Source organism: Peribacillus sp. NPDC056705 (assembly GCF_043656335.1).
In genome coordinates this window covers 1-16,510 of sequence record NZ_JBHTYI010000017.1, presented here as the reverse complement: position 1 = coordinate 16,510, position 16,510 = coordinate 1, and the positions used below count along the sequence as shown (strand labels likewise).

The following is a 16,510-nucleotide window of genomic DNA, read 5'->3' as shown; positions in this document are numbered from 1 at the left end:
TGGGAGGAACTATCCATGGAAAAAAAGTACAATGACGACAGTTACGCATTACACACTGACCTATACCAAATCAATATGGCCCAAACTTATTGGCAGGACAAAACACATAACCGAAAGGCAGTTTTCGAAGTGTTTTTCAGAAAGCTTCCATTTAACAGCGGATATGCTATTTTTGCTGGACTTGAAAAAATTGTCCATTACCTTCAAAACTTTTCCTTCTCGGAAAGTGATATCGACTATTTAAAAAATGATCTGCACTATGATGAAGAATTTTTGAATTATTTGCGTAACATCCGTTTCACAGGAGCGATTCGCTGCATGAAAGAGGGAGAGCTTGTCTTCGGCAATGAACCGATTTTACGGGTGGAGGCACCGCTTGGTGAGGCTCAACTCATAGAAACTGCGCTGCTTAATATTGTGAACTATCACACACTCGTGGCAACAAAAGCTTCGCGCATCAAACAGGTCATCGGTGAAGAATCTGCCCTTGAATTCGGTTCAAGGCGGGCACAAGAAATGGATGCTGCAATTTGGGGAGCGAGAGCGGCCTATATTGCTGGCTTTGATTCCACCAGTAATGTACGTGCTGGCAAGCTGTTCGGCATTCCGGTTTCAGGGACTCATGCACATTCCATGATCCAAGCTTATAAAGATGAATATACCGCTTTTCATAAATATGCTGTTTCCCATAAAGACTGTGTATTCTTGGTTGATACTTATGATACATTACGCTCTGGCATTCCGAATGCAATTCGTGTTGCCAAGGAACTGGGCGATAAAATCAATTTCATTGGCGTCCGTCTTGATAGCGGTGATTTAGCTTACTTATCAAAAGAAGCACGACGTATGCTCGATGCTGCAGGATTCCATGATGCGAAGATTGTCGCTTCCAATGACTTGGATGAATATACGATCATCAACTTGAAACAACAAGGAGCAAGAATTGACATTTGGGGCATCGGAACCAAATTGATAACGGCTTATGATCAGCCAGCTCTCGGTGCCGTTTATAAAATGGTTTCAATAGAGGGCGAAGATGGGAATATGAGAGATACCATCAAAATTTCTTCTAACCCTGAAAAGGTTACGACACCTGGGTTAAAACGAGTTTATCGCATCATCAATAAAGTGAACCATCATGCTGAAGGTGATTATTTGGCGATGGAATATGAGAAGCCGCAGGAACAGGAAAAATTAAAAATGTTTCATCCTGTCCATACCTTCCTAAGTAAATTCGTCACGGATTTCGATGCGGTTGATCTGCATGTGGATATTTTCAAGGATGGAAGTTTGATTTATGAATTGCCAACCATAGATGAAATCAAGGCATTCACGCAAAAAAATCTCCAAGTATTATGGCCGGAGTACCTGCGTGCACTTAATCCTGAAGAATACCCGGTAGATCTAAGTCAGGATTGTTGGGATAATAAAATGAGGAATATAGATGAAGTTAAAGCCAATGTTGAAAGAATGCTTACGAAATGACAATCCTATTTTATTAGAAAGCGGGGCTTTGCCAATGCGTCCATTACAAAAAGAAATCGTAAAAAAATTGCTTGTCCAACCAACGATCGACCCTGAAGTTGAATTCAGGAAAAGTGTTGATCTATTAAAAGGGTATATGAAGAAAAATACGTTTCTGAAAAGCTTTGTACTTGGAATATCTGGAGGGCAAGATTCAACACTGGCGGGGTATATTGCCCAAACCGCTGTCAACGAATTGAACGAAGAAACGAATGGCAGCGACTATAAGTTTGTTGCTGTAAGCTTGCCATATGGAGTACAGGCTGATGAAGATGACAGGCAGCTTGCATTAAAATTCATCAAGCCAAGCCAAACGGTTACAGTCAACATCAAGGAAGCGGTGGATGCATCAGTAAAAGCTGTGGAAGAAGCAGTTTCTGAAAAGCTAACGAATTTCTTAAGGGGAAATGTTAAAGCACGTGAACGAATGAAGGTACAATATGATTTAGCCGGACTTTATAAAGGCGTCGTGCTGGGTACGGACCATGCAGCAGAGGCAATCACAGGTTTCTTTACGAAACATGGTGACGGCGCAGCGGATATCATTCCATTATACCGTTTAAATAAAAGGCAAGGAAAAGAAATCCTGAAATTCGTCGGTGCACCTGAGCGTCTTTATAAGAAAATACCAACGGCCGATCTGGAAGATGACAAACCGTTACTTCCTGATGAAGCGGCTTTAGGCGTTAGCTACGATGAAATCGATGATTACCTTGAAGGCAAGGAAATCAGAACGGAAGCTGCTGAAATCATCGAAGGTTGGTATACTAAAACCGAACATAAACGCAATGAAGCCATTAACGTTTATGATACTTGGTGGAAATAAGAAGCTGATAAGTTATCCCGCATCACATAAGATGCGGGTTTTACTTGGCAAGACATAACAAGCACCCTGGCATCCGGCAATTCTATTGAAAACCGTCATTGCTTCAAATGAGAGCACGGGTCCATACCATATTGCTTGCGCGATTGAGAAAGAACTATGAACAAAGGGAACCTTCTGCTTGTGAAGGTTCCCTTTGTTCATAGTCAATGTGATTCATTCATGAAGAACCAGTTTTAGATTTAAGAAAGGAACAAATGCGCATTCAATTGCTCGATTGTTTCCAGTAATTCAGGATATTATAGTGAAATTACTTCACCAGTACCTTTATTAAAGACGCGGCGTATCATTTTCCATTTCTTGTCTTAGGTAGATCTTTAAGTTCAAGGCTTTTCCAAACAAAGAATTTGTATATTTAAATATCTTGAAGTAGAGTATATTTAATAAACATTATTTTAACCGGTATTTTCCGATGGAGGTTCTTTTTACTTTATGAAGGCAAGATATGAACTCGCGAACATGAACTTAACAGTAAGCAATGTGACTTTACGTAATGCGGCGGATAGTTATGTCCTCTTGAAAGCTGCAGATGATCAAAATAATGAAATCACGATCAAGCTCTCCCACGAACAAGCGGAATTTCTGGAAGCGGAATTAAGGGAAGTGAATCGCCGCCGCAGGGAAAATAGTCCTGATATATCCGGGAATGACCAGGAACGTATGAATGAAGACGATTCTTTCAATCTGTTCAGCATTGATTTATTCAATGAAAGTGAACCGAAGTAATTGATAGTATATGCTTATTTACCCCGAATCAAATTTTCTTCTCTGTAACTTTCCTTCCGGTTTAAGATGATGCTACAGAGAGTTTATCATTCCCGCCAATACAAAATCCGAATTTAAGGTTATTGAAAGGCCATTTGGAATGTTTTATGCAAGGTGAACTATCGTTACCTTTATTTTGATTGCTTGAAAAAATTCTTCACCAAAAGGAAAATGGATGATAGTACAGCAAAAACCATGAAAAATACGATGAACCCCCAAAGGCCTACCGCCGCATCCTGAAACTCCATATTCCCCCTGCTGGTAAGGGCTTGCTGTATTTCAATGGCAAATACTAAAACAACCATGACTGTAAAGGTATAAAGGAAAGAGAGTATCGTTATCCCAAAACGCATCCGGGAAATTAAATTAGATAAAAATAACACGAACAAAAATATGATGATACCGATGATTCCCATTATCCAAAAATGCAAATCTTTGTCCGTTGCATTTGAATTTAATGTGTCACTCACAAAGAACAGGATGAAATCGTGAAGATTATTGACGATTTCAGCTAATATCTGGATGATTTCTTTCATTTTTCACACCTCCAATCCTTAGATTATAGCAGGTTATAAATCTATATAGAAGAGGGCGTTGCCAGACTGACCTTCGATGGAAATAATATGAAATCATAGACATGTTAAGAGAAGCATTTTCCGGGTAACGTAAAAAACATAAGTGGATGAATTGGGAAGTCAGGACATGTAACGCCAGTATAAGTAAGATTATAGTTAATAAATCAACCAAAATACATAAAAAAATAAAGTAAAAGCGATTCAGGAAAAGCATGTTTAATGCCTTTAGCGGTCTTAACCATGGTTTGTTGTTTTGATCGGTTTCTTTATAATAATGCTAGTAAAAAATATCTTTACTTAATGCTTTCATGGGTGGAGGAAAAAAGAATGAGTGATGTACATGATCATGTTTTAACGGTAATTGATTTTATGAAAACCGGTCACAAAACTTGCTTTGTGAAAGTCATCGGTTTTGATGGTGAATCCGGACAGGATTTTGAAGGCGAAGTTAAGTTTGTCGGTGATTTGCCTTTTGGAGATTTGATACATCCTGAGCGGTCACATCTATCCTCGACTTGCAGGGAGTTCGTTCGGGATGATTTGTTGCACAGATACAATTTAGGGCAGTTTGAATGAAGTGGGCAATATTTTAGGGAATCCAATGAGATGACATTCTGCTCACTTGTTTAAAATTGGTAAAATGCAGGGTATATAGAATATGGTATGTAGGAACTTTTTTATGCCAATCTTCTCTTTTAACCGACAAAATAGCATATTTCTCCCTATTTAACTCTCGGACTTTAATCCTTATAATATTAAATAGGAAAATATGACATTTAGTGTAGGATTATACTGTTTCTGAGGTGAGTTTCATGGTTTATGCAGATATTTTGAGTAATATACACTCTGCTATCTCCAGTAAAAAAGCTGATTTGAATGTGAAAATTGAACGTTTAGAAAATGCGAAGAACGATATTATAAAAGAGCAGAGCATGTGTCTGAACGAGATTAGGAAAATAAATGACCCTGAGCTAGGTGGCAGCTGGACAGGGAATCGCTCGGATCAATTTCAGGAAGCCCGTCATGATGCCTATAATGTGATGTTCAGTATCATTCATGACGATTATGACGATTACCAATGGAAAATCGAGGCGATGATTACAAAGCTGAATGCCGAGAATACGCTTCTGAACATAGCGGGGAATATAGCCCAAGAAGCCGACTCCCTTTTGAACAAAGGCGAAGAGGCATTTGAGCAGCTGGAAAGTAAAATATCCGATTTAAAAAGGCGGTTGTTTTAATGACGACAATCAAACTGAATCATCCTGCCGTAATGAAGCAAGTCGATCAGGTGAAGACGGCACTTGGTACAGTCACGCTTGGAAATTTGCCGGCAGGGGAGCTTGGCAGCAATAAATTGGAATTCACCTCGAAATGGATCGACCGGGAAACGAACCTGGAAAAGGTCTTCGAGCAATATATCAAAATTGTCCAAAAAAATGTGGAAGATACCCGTGCTAACATTGACTTATTAAAAGAACAGGATGAAGCCATCGCCCATGTGTCTTCACATGGGTATCCTACGCGATGAAAATATATGAAGCGAAGACATTAACGGCCGCAACCAAGTCGCGCGCCAAGCAATATGAAGAACTAAAGAAGGAAGTCGCAGCCCTGAAAAAGGAATTTCAGGGCATCGTCGGCCTGGAAAACGAGTTTCAAGGAGCCGGTGCCACTGCCATCAAAAGCTTCTATGAAGCGCAAATCGAGGTGGCGGACGCCTGGATGGAACTATTCACGACCCAAATCAGTTTTTTGGAAGGCATTCCGGCCAGCCTGGAAGAGGCGGACATCTCCGGAAATACGGTGGTCGAGGTTCCCTTTTTAGATGGGGAAGTCTCGAACGGCATCAACCAAGCGAAGTCGCTTGTCGATGAACAAGCGAACGATCTCCAAAGGATCCTCGACAGCATTGACGATATCCTGCCTCTTGATAGGTTCGACCAAAAGGAATTTAATGAAAAAATCACGCTGGCCGGACAAAGGCTGGATGATACCGTGACAAAGGTCGAGAATGTCGACCGGCAATTGGTCGAGGAATATGATGTGTCCGTCGGGCAGGAAAACGTGGCCGTTGGCCTCTTCCGCGCCTTGCTTGATGCCACCAAACAGGACGGCAACGTTTCGCCGATGACATTCAACCAATCTGCATTCAAGAATAGTGACGTCTATCAAGTGAAGGATGAGGTCGCCGGTCAGATGAAAGACTATCAGACCTTCAAAAAGCAGCAAGCCGAAGCCCGGAAAATCGAACAAGAAATGGAAGAACTCGAAAACAAACCATGGTACGAAAAAGCCTGGGATACGACAAAAACCTTTACAGGGGAATTTACGGGATATTATGATTCAATCAGGGCCTCAACCGGAGTCGATCCAGTAACCGGCCGCAAGCTGTCCGATGCCGAACGAATCGCAGCCGGCGCCATGGCAGCCGCTGGATTCATCCCCGTCGTCGGCTGGGCCGGCCGGGCCATCAAAGGCGGCAACGCCATCTACAAAACCGCCAAAGGACTCAACGCAGCGAACCACGCGCTCGATGCCTATAAAACGACAAAAGGCTTTAGCCTCCTTCAGAAAACCGAATACGGGATATACGGACTCCTCGCAGCCAACGGCCTCTTTGAGGCGGCCACCGGCAAAGACATGTTCGGCAACCAGCTAACCGAGGAACAGCGCCAGAACGGGCTGTTGATGGCACTCGGAATCGGCGGTGTGGCAGGTGCGGCCAAAGTCGCCGATAAAGTGGCGAGTGGTACAAAGTTCGTCCCATACAGCAAGGAATTTGCGCAAAGGCAGGTTCAGAAGGCAAAATTATTCGGCCGGCAAATCGGCAATGTGGAAGTACCTCTTCGTATCAGGGTCGAAGAGTTAGCCACGGCGTATGGAAACAACTACAAGCATGTCACTTTTGATAAAACGACTATTAAGGATATCGTACAGAAGTTTGCGGTGAAGAGTGATGGTGGTAAGGTTACGGGTATAGTATACCATGTCCAAAGAATCTCAGAAATAGAAGTCAAGTTCAAGCAAAATCCTAATCACAATGCAGAAGAATTCACAAGACAGTTAAAAGACCAAGAAAAAGGATTGAATGGTTTAACTATTGAAGAGTATTTAAAGAATAGAGAAAGATATATAGAAGAAGGAAGAGCTTTAGAAGGGAATGCAGCTCAAAAGGCTGCAAGAGTAAAAGCTTATTTAGATAAAGTTGATGAGTTAAGGGAGACAGGCTTATCTAGAAAAGAATCAGAAAAGCAGGCTACGGTATGGATAAATGAACAGGCTGCGTTACATAATCCAGATCAAATAGCTGGTGGCAATCCACTTGATATTGGTGGAATGGGAGATAAAAGGGTTAATTCATCCCTTGGTTCGCAATGGAGATATAGAATTGATGTTATAGATGAACAAATAAAATCTGTTGCAGCTAGTATGACGCAAGTGGATAAAAAGTCAATATACTTAAATGTGAAATTAATACAATGAAATAGAGGTGACTATAAAAATGTCAACTACCATTTTTGATAACTTTAAATTATTTGAAAAAGCACAAGCAGAAACTATTAATAATTTTTATGGTTATATACCTGAACAAGTATTAGAAGTGTGGAAGATATATGGTTTTGGTAGTATATTAAACGGGTATTTAAATATCGTTAACCCAGAAGAGTATCAGGAACTATTAAAGGATGTATATGTAAGAAACGAGGATGCTCTAGTTTTGTTTACTACATCAATGGGGGATCTAGTTGTTTGGGAAGATAATAAATATTTAATTTTACTTAATTTTAGAAAGGGTGAAATTAAAGGGATATCGTCCGGTTTTAAATACTTCTTTCCTGATTTAGAGGATGAATCATTTTACCAAGAAATATTAGAATGGAATCCTTATCCTGAAGCAGTTGATAAATATGGAGAGCCAGATTTTGATGAATGCTTTGGTTTTACCCCTCTGCTTGGATTAGGTGGACCCGAGAAAGTGGAAAACTTGAAAAAGGTGAAACTTATTGAGCATATTTATCTGATTGCTCAATTCATGGGACCAATCGAATAAGGGAGAACCAATCAAGTTGAAAAGATTATAATTATGAAGATCTATCAGATTCAGATAATCACGAAAGAAGGGTTATTTGTGAATATACTTGCTTGGGTCTTTTACCTGAATCTGAATATGATAAGAATATTTTAGAAGAATACCTTAAGAATGAATATTGGAGGACAAGAAGAGTTTGTTCTTTTTGTATGACCTTAACGCAAAAGTTAAGGTCTTTTGTCTTTTCATTGTTGAAATATGAAAATATATCATTTTACGTCATATCTGGCTCCTCCGATGATAGGTTGTAAGGACTTAAAATCATACAGATTTATTTACAGCAAGGAATTCAAAGGCAGGTTCAGTACGCAAAAGCTTCAATAACAGACATAGCGAGATCAGGAAAAACCACGTTAAAAAATATAGGTGAAGCAATCGGTAAAAAAGAAATCCCTAAACGGATAAGTATGGAACAAGTCTCCCTCGCAGGAGGACCAACCCTTCGCCAGGTTATGATGGAAAAGCAGACAATTAAGGAAGCCTATCAGAAATTTACGGTGAAGGATAGCAAAGTAGAGGGTGTTTCAGGGGAGAGTATTCCTAAGGGTACGGGTAATAAAACCAGTCAGGTTCCACATGTTATCATTAGGGACGGAAGTCATATGCATAAAGATAGAACGTTAAAACCAAATGTTAAGTATCAAGCAGGAGAATATGAGTATTTATATGAGACAGACAGCATGGGGAGACTTAAAGAGTTTAATGCAGATGACTTAAAATTAACAGAAAGAGCAATTAACCACATAAATCTAATACGCCAGGAAAAGAAGCTGGAGATCATGCTGGACACTTAGCTGCTGATAGATTTGGAGGTTCTCCTGATTTAGATAATCTTGTATCTCAATCGAGTAGTGTAAATTTAAGTAAATACAAGAAGTTAGAAAATCAATGGGCTACGGCTATAAAAGAAGGGAAATTTGTTTCCGTCAATGTTAAAGTTAATTATGATGGGGATAAAATGAGACCGAGTGGTTCGATATAGAGTATGAAATAGATGGACGTGTGAGATTCATTAGTTTAGAGAATTAGGAGGTATAGCAATGGAAAAGGTATTTGAAGATTACTTTTCAGAGTACCAATCAGGTATGGTGGCCATTTGTTTAGAGTATGTCGATAATAAAGCAGATGACATATATATATTGTTCTGATGAACCAAAAATGTATGTTTTTGATGTTTTCTATAAAATCAACCGAAAGATTGTTCATAAACATCAACTAAATGAAGCAATAAAAAACTTTGAGGGTCAACATAATGTAGTGTATGATGTTTCAGGAGAAAGACAGAAGGCTACTTTAAGAATCGGGAATGAAAATTTGAAACTTATCCATAAAAAGTGTGAAGAGTTTAATAAAGAAATGCCTACTGAAATAAAATTACATTATAATGTGAAACAAAACAGTTTAAAAGGTCTATATAAATATGATTTAGTATATTCTAATGATGACGAACTATTGCCTGATGATATCTTTGATATATGGTTCGAAGAAGTGAAACAAAGGAATTTGTAAATAAGACCTTGATTGGCTAAATACCTTTCAAGGTTTCTTCTTTTGAGGGCTACCTAATGCCGAAAAAATAGTCCCCCAAGCACTTATTCTGGGGGAACATTAAACGCACTTCAATATTCTTCTAAAATCCGCTAAAAATATTGATTCCTGCGGGCGGATCCAATTATATACTTAGTAAATTCCCACCGAATCAAATCCGGCAGCAGCTGCAGCCTCTTCCTTGCTGCCTTCACCATAAATATCAATTGCAGACTGAACAATAGCCTTACGAGCGTCACTAAAATCGGAATTTGGCGTTAAATAAATGCTTATTGCACGATAGTAGATTTGTCCTAACTTGTGCCTTCCAATTTCTTGACCAATCAAGTATGCAGCGTGGTTTGTAATCGAGGAGTTAACATGGACACCGCCGCCATCTACCGAAGTTGGCATGTGATAAAATTCATCCATATGAGCCGGATAGACTCCACTGCCATATGCAGCTCTTTCCGCATTACTTACTACAACACTGTTTGGATTACTCAAGCTGCGCAATCTCGTTACACCGTCAGCTTTAGCAGCTGGTGCCATAATATCCTCACCCATTTCCCAATCATCGTCGTCAACAAGTGCACCAAAGACGTCAGCAAATGATTCGTTTAGTGCTCCAGATTGATTGCGGTAAACTAAATTTGCTGTATGAGTGATGACGCCATGAGTCATTTCGTGGGCAGCAACGTCAAGACCGGCTGATAGTGAAATAAAGAACTCACCGTCACCATCCCCATAGGTCATCCAACGCCCATTCCAGGATGCATTGTTGTAATTATTTCCATAGTGGACCTTGGAAATGATTGCCATTCCTTCACCGTCAAGAGAATTTCGGTCATGCTCATTAAGGTAATAATCATATACCTTTTCCGAATTATAGTGTGCATCGACAAGAGCCCGATCATAGTCGCTGATAAATGCAGCAGAATTCCCCACATATAGAGTATCATTACTGGAACTATTATCATTTTTAGCATCAAACGTAAGGATTCCATCAAGACCATTATGAGAGTAATCAGCTAACGCAAACTGAGTTCCAGATTTAGGTTCCTTCACTTGGGTAATATGTAATTCCCTGTGAGCACCATGTACCCCTTTTCCAGCACCTTTTTGTGTTTTCATTTCATCAGCATGCATTAAACCATTATACTTATCGATGATTTCTCCCGTGTTTGCATCCACAAAGACAAACCAGTTGCCAGGCTCATCCCCCATGAAGTTAACATTCACTTTATAAGCTGTATGATTCTCTCCTTCAAAAGGATAGACTACAAGCTCAGAAGTTGGCTCATACGTTAGCTCTTCAGGGGCATTGACAGATGATAGTGCCTGATTTAGTGCTGCATCACTGCTTAAGGAGGCATTCGTGTACACCGCATCATCGGCAATCGTCTGATTTACTCTTCCGTTGACGGATACGACTTCATTATTCTTGTTAAAATGAACAATAACTTCGGTTCCTTCTACGTTCACTCCATTTATTGATTGATTAAAGCGAACGTGGGTCATACCGAGTTTATCTTTTTGTGAATCTTTTACTTTTAGGTTTTTATCTGGATTTTTAATTCCAGTTTTACCTTCGTTTTTCTTTAAATAATTTAGTGCATTTGAAGGGTTGCTAGAAGAGAATTTCTCTGCAAATCGCTCCTTCACAAAAACAGGAACGCTTGCCTTCTCATTCCACTTTTTAGAAGCTTGTACACTACTAGCCACCTTCGAATCAACCGGCTTCGCAAATACATTACCGGCTGGGATAGAACCTACCAACAACGCTGACGATAGAACTGCAGGAACAATAAACTTTTTCTTCAATATCGATACCCCCTAACTTTTTCCATCTACTTTATTATAGATTATTAAAAGTTAATTTGCATGAATAATCAGAATTATTATAATTTTATAAAAACTATTAAAAAACCCAGATGCTATCTTGTTGTAGGTATAATTTACCACTCGATATTGTGATGAAATTAAAAATACTTCTAAATTTATTGGATTTTCTATACTTTTTTTGTAGTTAATTTAAATTAATTATAAAAAGTAGGATCTTAGCTAGTTAATGAATATGCATTATAATAGGTATAATGATAGTCGGTTTGACACGGAAGCTTTGCGGGCATGATGCACGGCCATGCCATCAGGTTTTAGGAGAGTTAGCGACATTTGGGTCAGTCCCAAGAAAAGAAGTGCCAGGCACCTTCCAATTTAGTTGATTTTCTTCAAAAAATAAGAGTATTCGAAATGAAACTCGAATACTCTTATTTTATCGAATGGAGAATAAGTAATAATCGTCCACACTTCTTAATTTCGCATGTTAATTATTCATCATTTTCATTAATAATTCCGTAAAATACTAAAATATGCTCAGGCAAATGTAGGTGGAAAAGACAGATTAGCAGATGATGATGTCGGACATTTAACAGGAGCACAATTTAATGGACCTCCTGATATTGATAATCTTGTACCACAAAATAGTCAAATTAATAGGATGGTTGGAGTTTGGTACGAAATGGAGACTGAGTGGGCCAACGCATTGAAAGAGATACGCCCAAGGAAGTCTCTGTTAGCATTGAACCAATCTATTCTAATAATTCAATGCGACCTGATTCCTTTATAGTTAAATATGAAATTGAAGGCCAATTCCCAGTGATTCGTGAGACCGCAAATAAATCAGGAGGCTGATGTTGATGAGTTTTGAAATAGAATTAAACAAGCTATATAGTGAAATTGCACAACAGATTAATGATATGATTCCAATTGAATGGGATAATTTGTGTTTTAATGGTGAAGTTAATGAGAGGGAAGGAGGAGTTTTCTTCTTTTTTAAGCCCAAAGGTGAGGAGTAACACGTTTTTTCATTATATTCCAAAACTATATAGTGTAGATAAGAGAGCTTACAATAGAGAGCTACATAAGTTATTTCAAAAACTGCTGAACTCCAAAAAGTTTTTACTTTTAATGATCAAGTACCTTGGTTTTCGGTGACATTATTAGTAAATGATACAGGAAGGTTAAATCTACATTTTGATTATACAAATTGGCTTGAAAGTGAATTTGGTCCAACAGCTAGAATTAAGTATTTTGAATATAAATATATAAGCGACAACAAAGAACAGCTAGATTTAGATTTAATAGAGAGAATGAAAGAATTTGAAGAAAATAAAAACAAAAGCACCTGATTGCCTTTTAGGCAACAGGTGCTTTTGTTTTTATGAGATGAAATTCAAGTATAAACCACATTAAAGCAGGAATTATTATTTAAAGAATTCCTGCTTTGCATACTATTTGTTAAGAAAGGATTTTTCGAAAAATTCCAAAAGGTGTTCTAGAGTGATTGGGTCACTGTATGTGGATGCTTTACTATTTATTTCAAATATACGATCGTTCTTAATTGCAGGTATATTTTTCCATGTATCAGTCTCCACAAATGAATTAACCACATCCGGGTTTTTACTAAAGATAATATAATCTCCAGTATACTCAGGAAGCACTTCCGATGAGAGGACATAAATGCCGGATTTAAGTGCTTTTTCTTTTACTTTTTCAGGCATTTTTAAATCCATTGCTTGATACAATATTTCTGTCCCACGTGCATAATTATTTCCGAATACATAAAACTCTTTAGCATCATTTTCAATGACAGAAACGGTTGCATCTTCACCAATTTTTGCGCGTATCGCTTTTCCTGCGGATTCTGCACGTGTTTTGAAATCATTAACCCATTCTTTTGCTTCCTTTTCTTTATTTAATATTTTTCCGATTTCAATCTGCTGTGATAAATAATCTAATTTTCCCCAAGTGAATACTACAGTTGGAGCAATTTCATTTAGTTTTGCAATATTTTTCATCTCGGATCCCGCTATGATTAGGTCCGGTTCCAGTTCAATGATTTTCTCCAGGTTATCTTCTGATACGACCTCAACGCCCTTTAGTCTTTCTTCAAAAAGCGGATTCATATTAGTCCATTGATCTATCCCGACGACATTACCTTCTAAGGCCAATACATTAGGTCCATTGGAGAGAGCAATTATTCTTTTTGGGTTTTTAGAAATCTCCACAGGACCTGTTTCTGATTGATACGTAACTGTTTCTTTTTTTGTCTTGGATTCATTATCTTCGTTCGCTGCCTCTTGGTTCCCACAAGCACTAAGAATAAGTACAAACAAGAGCAGGAAGGGGATGAATAGCTTTTTCATTCTTATTTTCTCCTTACTAATTATAGTGTAGGTTAAAAACATATCAAAAAAATGCGTGTAATCAATAATGATATTCATTTTCAATTACCACATCAACATATTAATAGGAATGATAATCATTGTCAACAACTTTCGGAAGATTGCCAATCTCCGTGAACCAAACTGTCAATCTACTTGTAAAAATATGTTTGAGGCTGGTTGGAGAAAAGCTATGACACGGAATAGGGTACTCATATATTAATGAAGGAAAAAAACTATCCGGTAGTTGGTCTAAAGGTAGCCAAGGAGGAGAGGCAAGGTAAGGTCAGGGATTTTTGATAGATCAGAACCATTTTCAATTGGCATACTAGAAGGATACGATGGCTACGCTAATTTGGAAATCCCTGCTTATCCAAAGACGGAACAAGCCTTTTCCGAAGAAATGCAAAAAAATTGTCTTATTTTCTCATTCTTTCGTTAGTGCAAACCTTTGTTTCTCATTTACATGATGATAATCATCATACCTTTCCTAAAACGGCTTCTTCAATATAGCGAAATTGTTTATCAAGGATAATTCAACACAACCTTCGAGTCATTTGAATATGTTCGGTCGGCACTTGTCTCTAATATTAGTCTTGGAATCAGGTGTAAGTTACTCGGAGTTTGTTCAAAATGAGAGAATACAGAGAGCTGCGACCTTACTCAAAACAACAGATTTATCCATGAAAGATATTTCGGAAGAAAGCAGTACTTACCGTTTTTTATTTTTTTGAGCGACTAATGCCTGTATAAGCGCCTGTATCGAAATGTTTAGTTATGAAAGATATTTATTCCTTTCTGTACTATAGTTATACTTCCAAATTTGAGTTCAAATATATATGACATTTCTTTTAATATCTCATAATATAATTATGTAAATAGAAAGGGAGTGCAAAATTGGCAAAAGAGTTCAACTATTCTATTCCTGACCCTTCACTGGACTCAATGGTAACACCGTTAACAGTTGGAAATATGAAAATTGAAGCATACATCCCCGGAGAAACCCAACATGGCTGCCAAAGTATAATTTATTATTTGGTGATATGATTTTCTTGCTGGAACAAAAGAATTTAGGAATCAACGATGAAGCAAACAAGGAAGCATGGCCAAATACGATGAGGAATTTCATATATATTTTATATATAAGATTCGAAAATCACCTCATACATTGAAAATTGTGCAGAATCATGGAAAATGAATTAATTTGCATTCATTTCTAAACTTTAAGCAACTTGTCCACACCTTCCACCAATACAAGCATATACAATAGTAAGGAGGGTGTTAGGATGGAGATAAATTGTTGTTTTGAGGAAAAATGTTTTGTGGACAATGATCCCAGTACAGTATGGTTTCCTGGGAAACATTGTAAATGTAAATGCAAATGCAAAAAGGACAAGCGCCGTAAACATTAAGTGAATGATAAAAGTTGTTCAACAGAGGCAGTCCTTGTGGCTGCCTTTTTTATTTGGACATGCAGGTATTGATTAGAATGGGTTGTATTAGTGAAAATATAAAGATGAAAAAACACCCCAACATGATGGCTAAATAATGATATTTTGCACGATAAGTAAATTAATTAAGGGCAATTTTGTAGCCTTAATATAAAGGTCGATTTAAAATATGTCTTAAGCTTATTTAATAGCAAATGTAAAAACCCCATTTTGAAAAAGGATTGATTCAAAAATGGAGTAACACTTTTTACCTAAGTATAAGATTTTTATAAGTTTGATTAAATGTCCTTTTTCCACTAAAACACACGTTTGTTTTAGTACATTTATTCACAAATCCTCTTTAATTGAAGGATAATTTAATCAAGGTGTATTCAATATTAAATTATAGTCTAACCTTAACCTCAGTACCGTCCTTAGCTTTGACATCTACTAGCACGATCCCTTTATAATTTTTTAGTTCCTTGACGATAGGCTTTAGCGTTTTTTTGTCTATTAGCGGAAAGGTAAAGTCCAGTTTTTTTCTTTCGAAGTGCTCTTTTGTCCATTTGTTTGCATTTTGCTGAAAAAATTTTGAAGACAAAATTGAAATAACAATGTTTAAAAAAACATATGGAATTGGGATGGAAAACCGAACGTCTTTTGCTTTCACTTTTACATGCATCATAAGCAAATCACTAATCAATGATGACCGAAACGGTATCCCCGTTTGCCGATTTAATATCAACTATCTGGCCATCTAATTCGTTTTCGATTGCTTCAATAATAAGGTTTATGTTTATATCTTTAACGTATTTTTCCGATTGCGGAATACTAGCTGCGATGCTGTGTCCAGCCATTAATACGACCTTGACGAGTTTTATAGGCAAATTGACCGTAACGTTATCATTTTCGGCTGATACAACACGAATTTTTAATGTTTTATCTAAATATTTAGTCGGTTTTTCAAAAAGCTTATTACCTGTTTCTTCTTTCTCTTTTAATACTTGAATCAGTTCTGATCCCTTATTCGCATCAATCTTCCCTTCTTGAACCATTGTTAACACTCTTGTAATTTCATCTTTCATGATAAATGCCTCCTTATTCCTCTTTTAATAGCTTAATAGCTTCTTCTGGTGTGATTTCTCCATTCTCCAACATGGTGACAACTTTTTTCTCGTCTACTTCATTTTTCTTCTTCTGCACATATCCAAGGGATGAAATGATGTCTGTTAGCTTACCTCGAACCGTTGGATATGAAATCCCCAGTTCCTTTTCAACTTCCTTGATATTCCCTCTGCATGTCAAAAATACTTCCACAAAATGAAGCTGATCCTTTGATAAAGATGCCAGCTTAGATAATTCAAACTCATTTTCAATCGTGGTGTGACAATGAGAGCACTGTAACTTTGTAATTTTCAATGTTTCACTGCAAACAGGACAATTTGTAATTACTTTATAAGCCATAATGAAATTCCTTTCTTTTGTGT

The 16,510-nt window shown here is 37.7% G+C and carries 16 protein-coding genes and 4 pseudogenes; 14 read left to right on the top strand and 6 right to left on the bottom strand.

All coding sequences use genetic code 11. The features are described 5' to 3' along the window. Positions 1-15: 15 nt before the first annotated feature. The 3 genes from ACFRAK_RS18415 (at position 16) to ACFRAK_RS18405 (ending at position 3,133) form a co-directional block, all read left to right on the top strand. Positions 16-1,485, top strand: a complete 1,470-nt coding sequence (locus tag ACFRAK_RS18415; RefSeq protein WP_387598332.1) for a nicotinate phosphoribosyltransferase — start codon at positions 16-18, stop codon at positions 1,483-1,485. Between the two features lie 34 nt (positions 1,486-1,519). Continuing rightward, positions 1,520-2,350, top strand: a complete 831-nt coding sequence (nadE, locus tag ACFRAK_RS18410; RefSeq protein ID WP_260285014.1) for an ammonia-dependent NAD(+) synthetase — start codon at positions 1,520-1,522, stop codon at positions 2,348-2,350. A 489-nt stretch (positions 2,351-2,839) separates the two neighbouring features. Next, complete coding sequence (locus ACFRAK_RS18405; RefSeq protein ID WP_387598335.1) at positions 2,840-3,133, top strand: hypothetical protein; 294 nt, start codon at positions 2,840-2,842, stop codon at positions 3,131-3,133. 170 nt (positions 3,134-3,303) lie between these two features. On the opposite strand, the gene ACFRAK_RS18400 is transcribed toward ACFRAK_RS18405, so the two are convergent. Beyond that, positions 3,304-3,708 (bottom strand): hypothetical protein, encoded by a 405-nt coding sequence (locus tag ACFRAK_RS18400; RefSeq protein WP_230303505.1) that lies wholly within the window; start codon positions 3,706-3,708, stop codon positions 3,304-3,306. A 366-nt stretch (positions 3,709-4,074) separates the two neighbouring features. On the opposite strand from ACFRAK_RS18400, the gene ACFRAK_RS18395 reads away from it, so the two are divergent. The 9 genes and pseudogenes from ACFRAK_RS18395 to ACFRAK_RS18355 all read left to right on the top strand — a co-directional run bounded on the left by ACFRAK_RS18395 (position 4,075) and on the right by ACFRAK_RS18355 (position 9,349). Beyond that, a complete protein-coding gene (locus ACFRAK_RS18395) occupies positions 4,075-4,323 on the top strand; it encodes a hypothetical protein (protein ID WP_387598338.1) in 249 nt (82 codons plus the stop codon). A gap of 236 nt (positions 4,324-4,559) precedes the next feature. Continuing rightward, a complete protein-coding gene (locus ACFRAK_RS18390; RefSeq protein ID WP_387598341.1) occupies positions 4,560-4,988 on the top strand; it encodes a YwqH-like family protein in 429 nt (142 codons plus the stop codon). Next, a complete protein-coding gene (locus ACFRAK_RS18385) occupies positions 4,988-5,278 on the top strand; it encodes a YwqI/YxiC family protein (RefSeq protein ID WP_260285008.1) in 291 nt (96 codons plus the stop codon). Before ACFRAK_RS18390 ends, ACFRAK_RS18385 begins: the two co-directional genes overlap by 1 nt. Beyond that, positions 5,275-7,233, top strand: a complete 1,959-nt coding sequence (locus ACFRAK_RS18380; protein WP_394572205.1) for a T7SS effector LXG polymorphic toxin — start codon at positions 5,275-5,277, stop codon at positions 7,231-7,233. The genes ACFRAK_RS18385 and ACFRAK_RS18380 overlap by 4 nt, the downstream gene beginning before the upstream one ends. Positions 7,234-7,252: 19 nt before the next feature. Next, complete coding sequence (locus tag ACFRAK_RS18375; RefSeq protein WP_387598347.1) at positions 7,253-7,801, top strand: T6SS immunity protein Tdi1 domain-containing protein; 549 nt, start codon at positions 7,253-7,255, stop codon at positions 7,799-7,801. A gap of 35 nt (positions 7,802-7,836) precedes the next feature. Beyond that, positions 7,837-8,091, top strand: a pseudogene (locus ACFRAK_RS18370) (hypothetical protein); the annotation flags it as partial. 156 nt (positions 8,092-8,247) lie between these two features. After that, positions 8,248-8,634, top strand: coding sequence for a DNA/RNA non-specific endonuclease (locus ACFRAK_RS18365; protein WP_387598349.1), 387 nt, complete (start codon positions 8,248-8,250; stop codon positions 8,632-8,634). A 23-nt stretch (positions 8,635-8,657) separates the two neighbouring features. Next, positions 8,658-8,822: pseudogene (locus tag ACFRAK_RS18360) on the top strand (DNA/RNA non-specific endonuclease); the annotation flags it as partial. 58 nt (positions 8,823-8,880) lie between these two features. Further along, positions 8,881-9,349 (top strand): annotated as a pseudogene (locus ACFRAK_RS18355) (DUF600 domain-containing protein). A gap of 171 nt (positions 9,350-9,520) precedes the next feature. Here the strand turns inward: ACFRAK_RS18355 and ACFRAK_RS18350 are convergent. Next, on the bottom strand, positions 9,521-11,191 hold the full coding sequence (locus tag ACFRAK_RS18350; protein ID WP_387598351.1) for a M4 family metallopeptidase: 1,671 nt from the start codon (positions 11,189-11,191) through the stop codon (positions 9,521-9,523). A 538-nt stretch (positions 11,192-11,729) separates the two neighbouring features. Between ACFRAK_RS18350 and ACFRAK_RS18345 the strand changes: the two genes are divergently transcribed. Further along, the gene (locus ACFRAK_RS18345; protein WP_387599294.1) at positions 11,730-11,996 is read left to right on the top strand and encodes a DNA/RNA non-specific endonuclease; all 267 of its coding nucleotides are present in this window, start codon (positions 11,730-11,732) and stop codon (positions 11,994-11,996) included. 64 nt (positions 11,997-12,060) lie between these two features. Continuing rightward, a pseudogene (locus tag ACFRAK_RS18340) lies at positions 12,061-12,558 on the top strand (immunity protein YezG family protein). A 102-nt stretch (positions 12,559-12,660) separates the two neighbouring features. On the opposite strand, the gene ACFRAK_RS18335 reads toward ACFRAK_RS18340, so the two are convergent. The 4 genes from ACFRAK_RS18335 to ACFRAK_RS18320 form a co-directional block, all read right to left on the bottom strand. Beyond that, positions 12,661-13,575 carry an iron-hydroxamate ABC transporter substrate-binding protein gene (locus ACFRAK_RS18335; protein ID WP_387598354.1) on the bottom strand — a complete coding sequence of 305 codons (915 nt, stop codon included), beginning with the start codon at positions 13,573-13,575 and terminating at the stop codon, positions 12,661-12,663. Positions 13,576-15,426: 1,851 nt separating this feature from the next. Next, the gene (locus ACFRAK_RS18330) at positions 15,427-15,708 is read right to left on the bottom strand and encodes a hypothetical protein (protein WP_387598356.1); all 282 of its coding nucleotides are present in this window, start codon (positions 15,706-15,708) and stop codon (positions 15,427-15,429) included. Between the two features lie 10 nt (positions 15,709-15,718). Beyond that, the gene (locus ACFRAK_RS18325) at positions 15,719-16,108 is read right to left on the bottom strand and encodes an SHOCT-like domain-containing protein (RefSeq protein ID WP_260284994.1); all 390 of its coding nucleotides are present in this window, start codon (positions 16,106-16,108) and stop codon (positions 15,719-15,721) included. A 13-nt stretch (positions 16,109-16,121) separates the two neighbouring features. Then, positions 16,122-16,487 (bottom strand): DUF2089 domain-containing protein, encoded by a 366-nt coding sequence (locus tag ACFRAK_RS18320; RefSeq protein ID WP_379969235.1) that lies wholly within the window; start codon positions 16,485-16,487, stop codon positions 16,122-16,124. Positions 16,488-16,510 lie beyond the last annotated feature (23 nt).

Coding starts and splice junctions, on each gene's coding strand:
- nadE (WP_260285014.1), top strand. CDS start 1,520: ATGCGTCCATTACAAAAAGAAATCGTAAAAAAATTGCTTGTCCAACCA.
- ACFRAK_RS18375 (WP_387598347.1), top strand. CDS start 7,253: ATGTCAACTACCATTTTTGATAACTTTAAATTATTTGAAAAAGCACAA.
- ACFRAK_RS18330 (WP_387598356.1), bottom strand. CDS start 15,708: ATGATGCATGTAAAAGTGAAAGCAAAAGACGTTCGGTTTTCCATCCCA.
- ACFRAK_RS18415 (WP_387598332.1), top strand. CDS start 16: ATGGAAAAAAAGTACAATGACGACAGTTACGCATTACACACTGACCTA.
- ACFRAK_RS18365 (WP_387598349.1), top strand. CDS start 8,248: ATGGAACAAGTCTCCCTCGCAGGAGGACCAACCCTTCGCCAGGTTATG.
- ACFRAK_RS18380 (WP_394572205.1), top strand. CDS start 5,275: ATGAAAATATATGAAGCGAAGACATTAACGGCCGCAACCAAGTCGCGC.
- ACFRAK_RS18395 (WP_387598338.1), top strand. CDS start 4,075: ATGAGTGATGTACATGATCATGTTTTAACGGTAATTGATTTTATGAAA.
- ACFRAK_RS18335 (WP_387598354.1), bottom strand. CDS start 13,575: ATGAAAAAGCTATTCATCCCCTTCCTGCTCTTGTTTGTACTTATTCTT.
- ACFRAK_RS18405 (WP_387598335.1), top strand. CDS start 2,840: ATGAAGGCAAGATATGAACTCGCGAACATGAACTTAACAGTAAGCAAT.
- ACFRAK_RS18390 (WP_387598341.1), top strand. CDS start 4,560: ATGGTTTATGCAGATATTTTGAGTAATATACACTCTGCTATCTCCAGT.
- ACFRAK_RS18400 (WP_230303505.1), bottom strand. CDS start 3,708: ATGAAAGAAATCATCCAGATATTAGCTGAAATCGTCAATAATCTTCAC.
- ACFRAK_RS18325 (WP_260284994.1), bottom strand. CDS start 16,108: ATGAAAGATGAAATTACAAGAGTGTTAACAATGGTTCAAGAAGGGAAG.
- ACFRAK_RS18385 (WP_260285008.1), top strand. CDS start 4,988: ATGACGACAATCAAACTGAATCATCCTGCCGTAATGAAGCAAGTCGAT.
- ACFRAK_RS18320 (WP_379969235.1), bottom strand. CDS start 16,487: ATGGCTTATAAAGTAATTACAAATTGTCCTGTTTGCAGTGAAACATTG.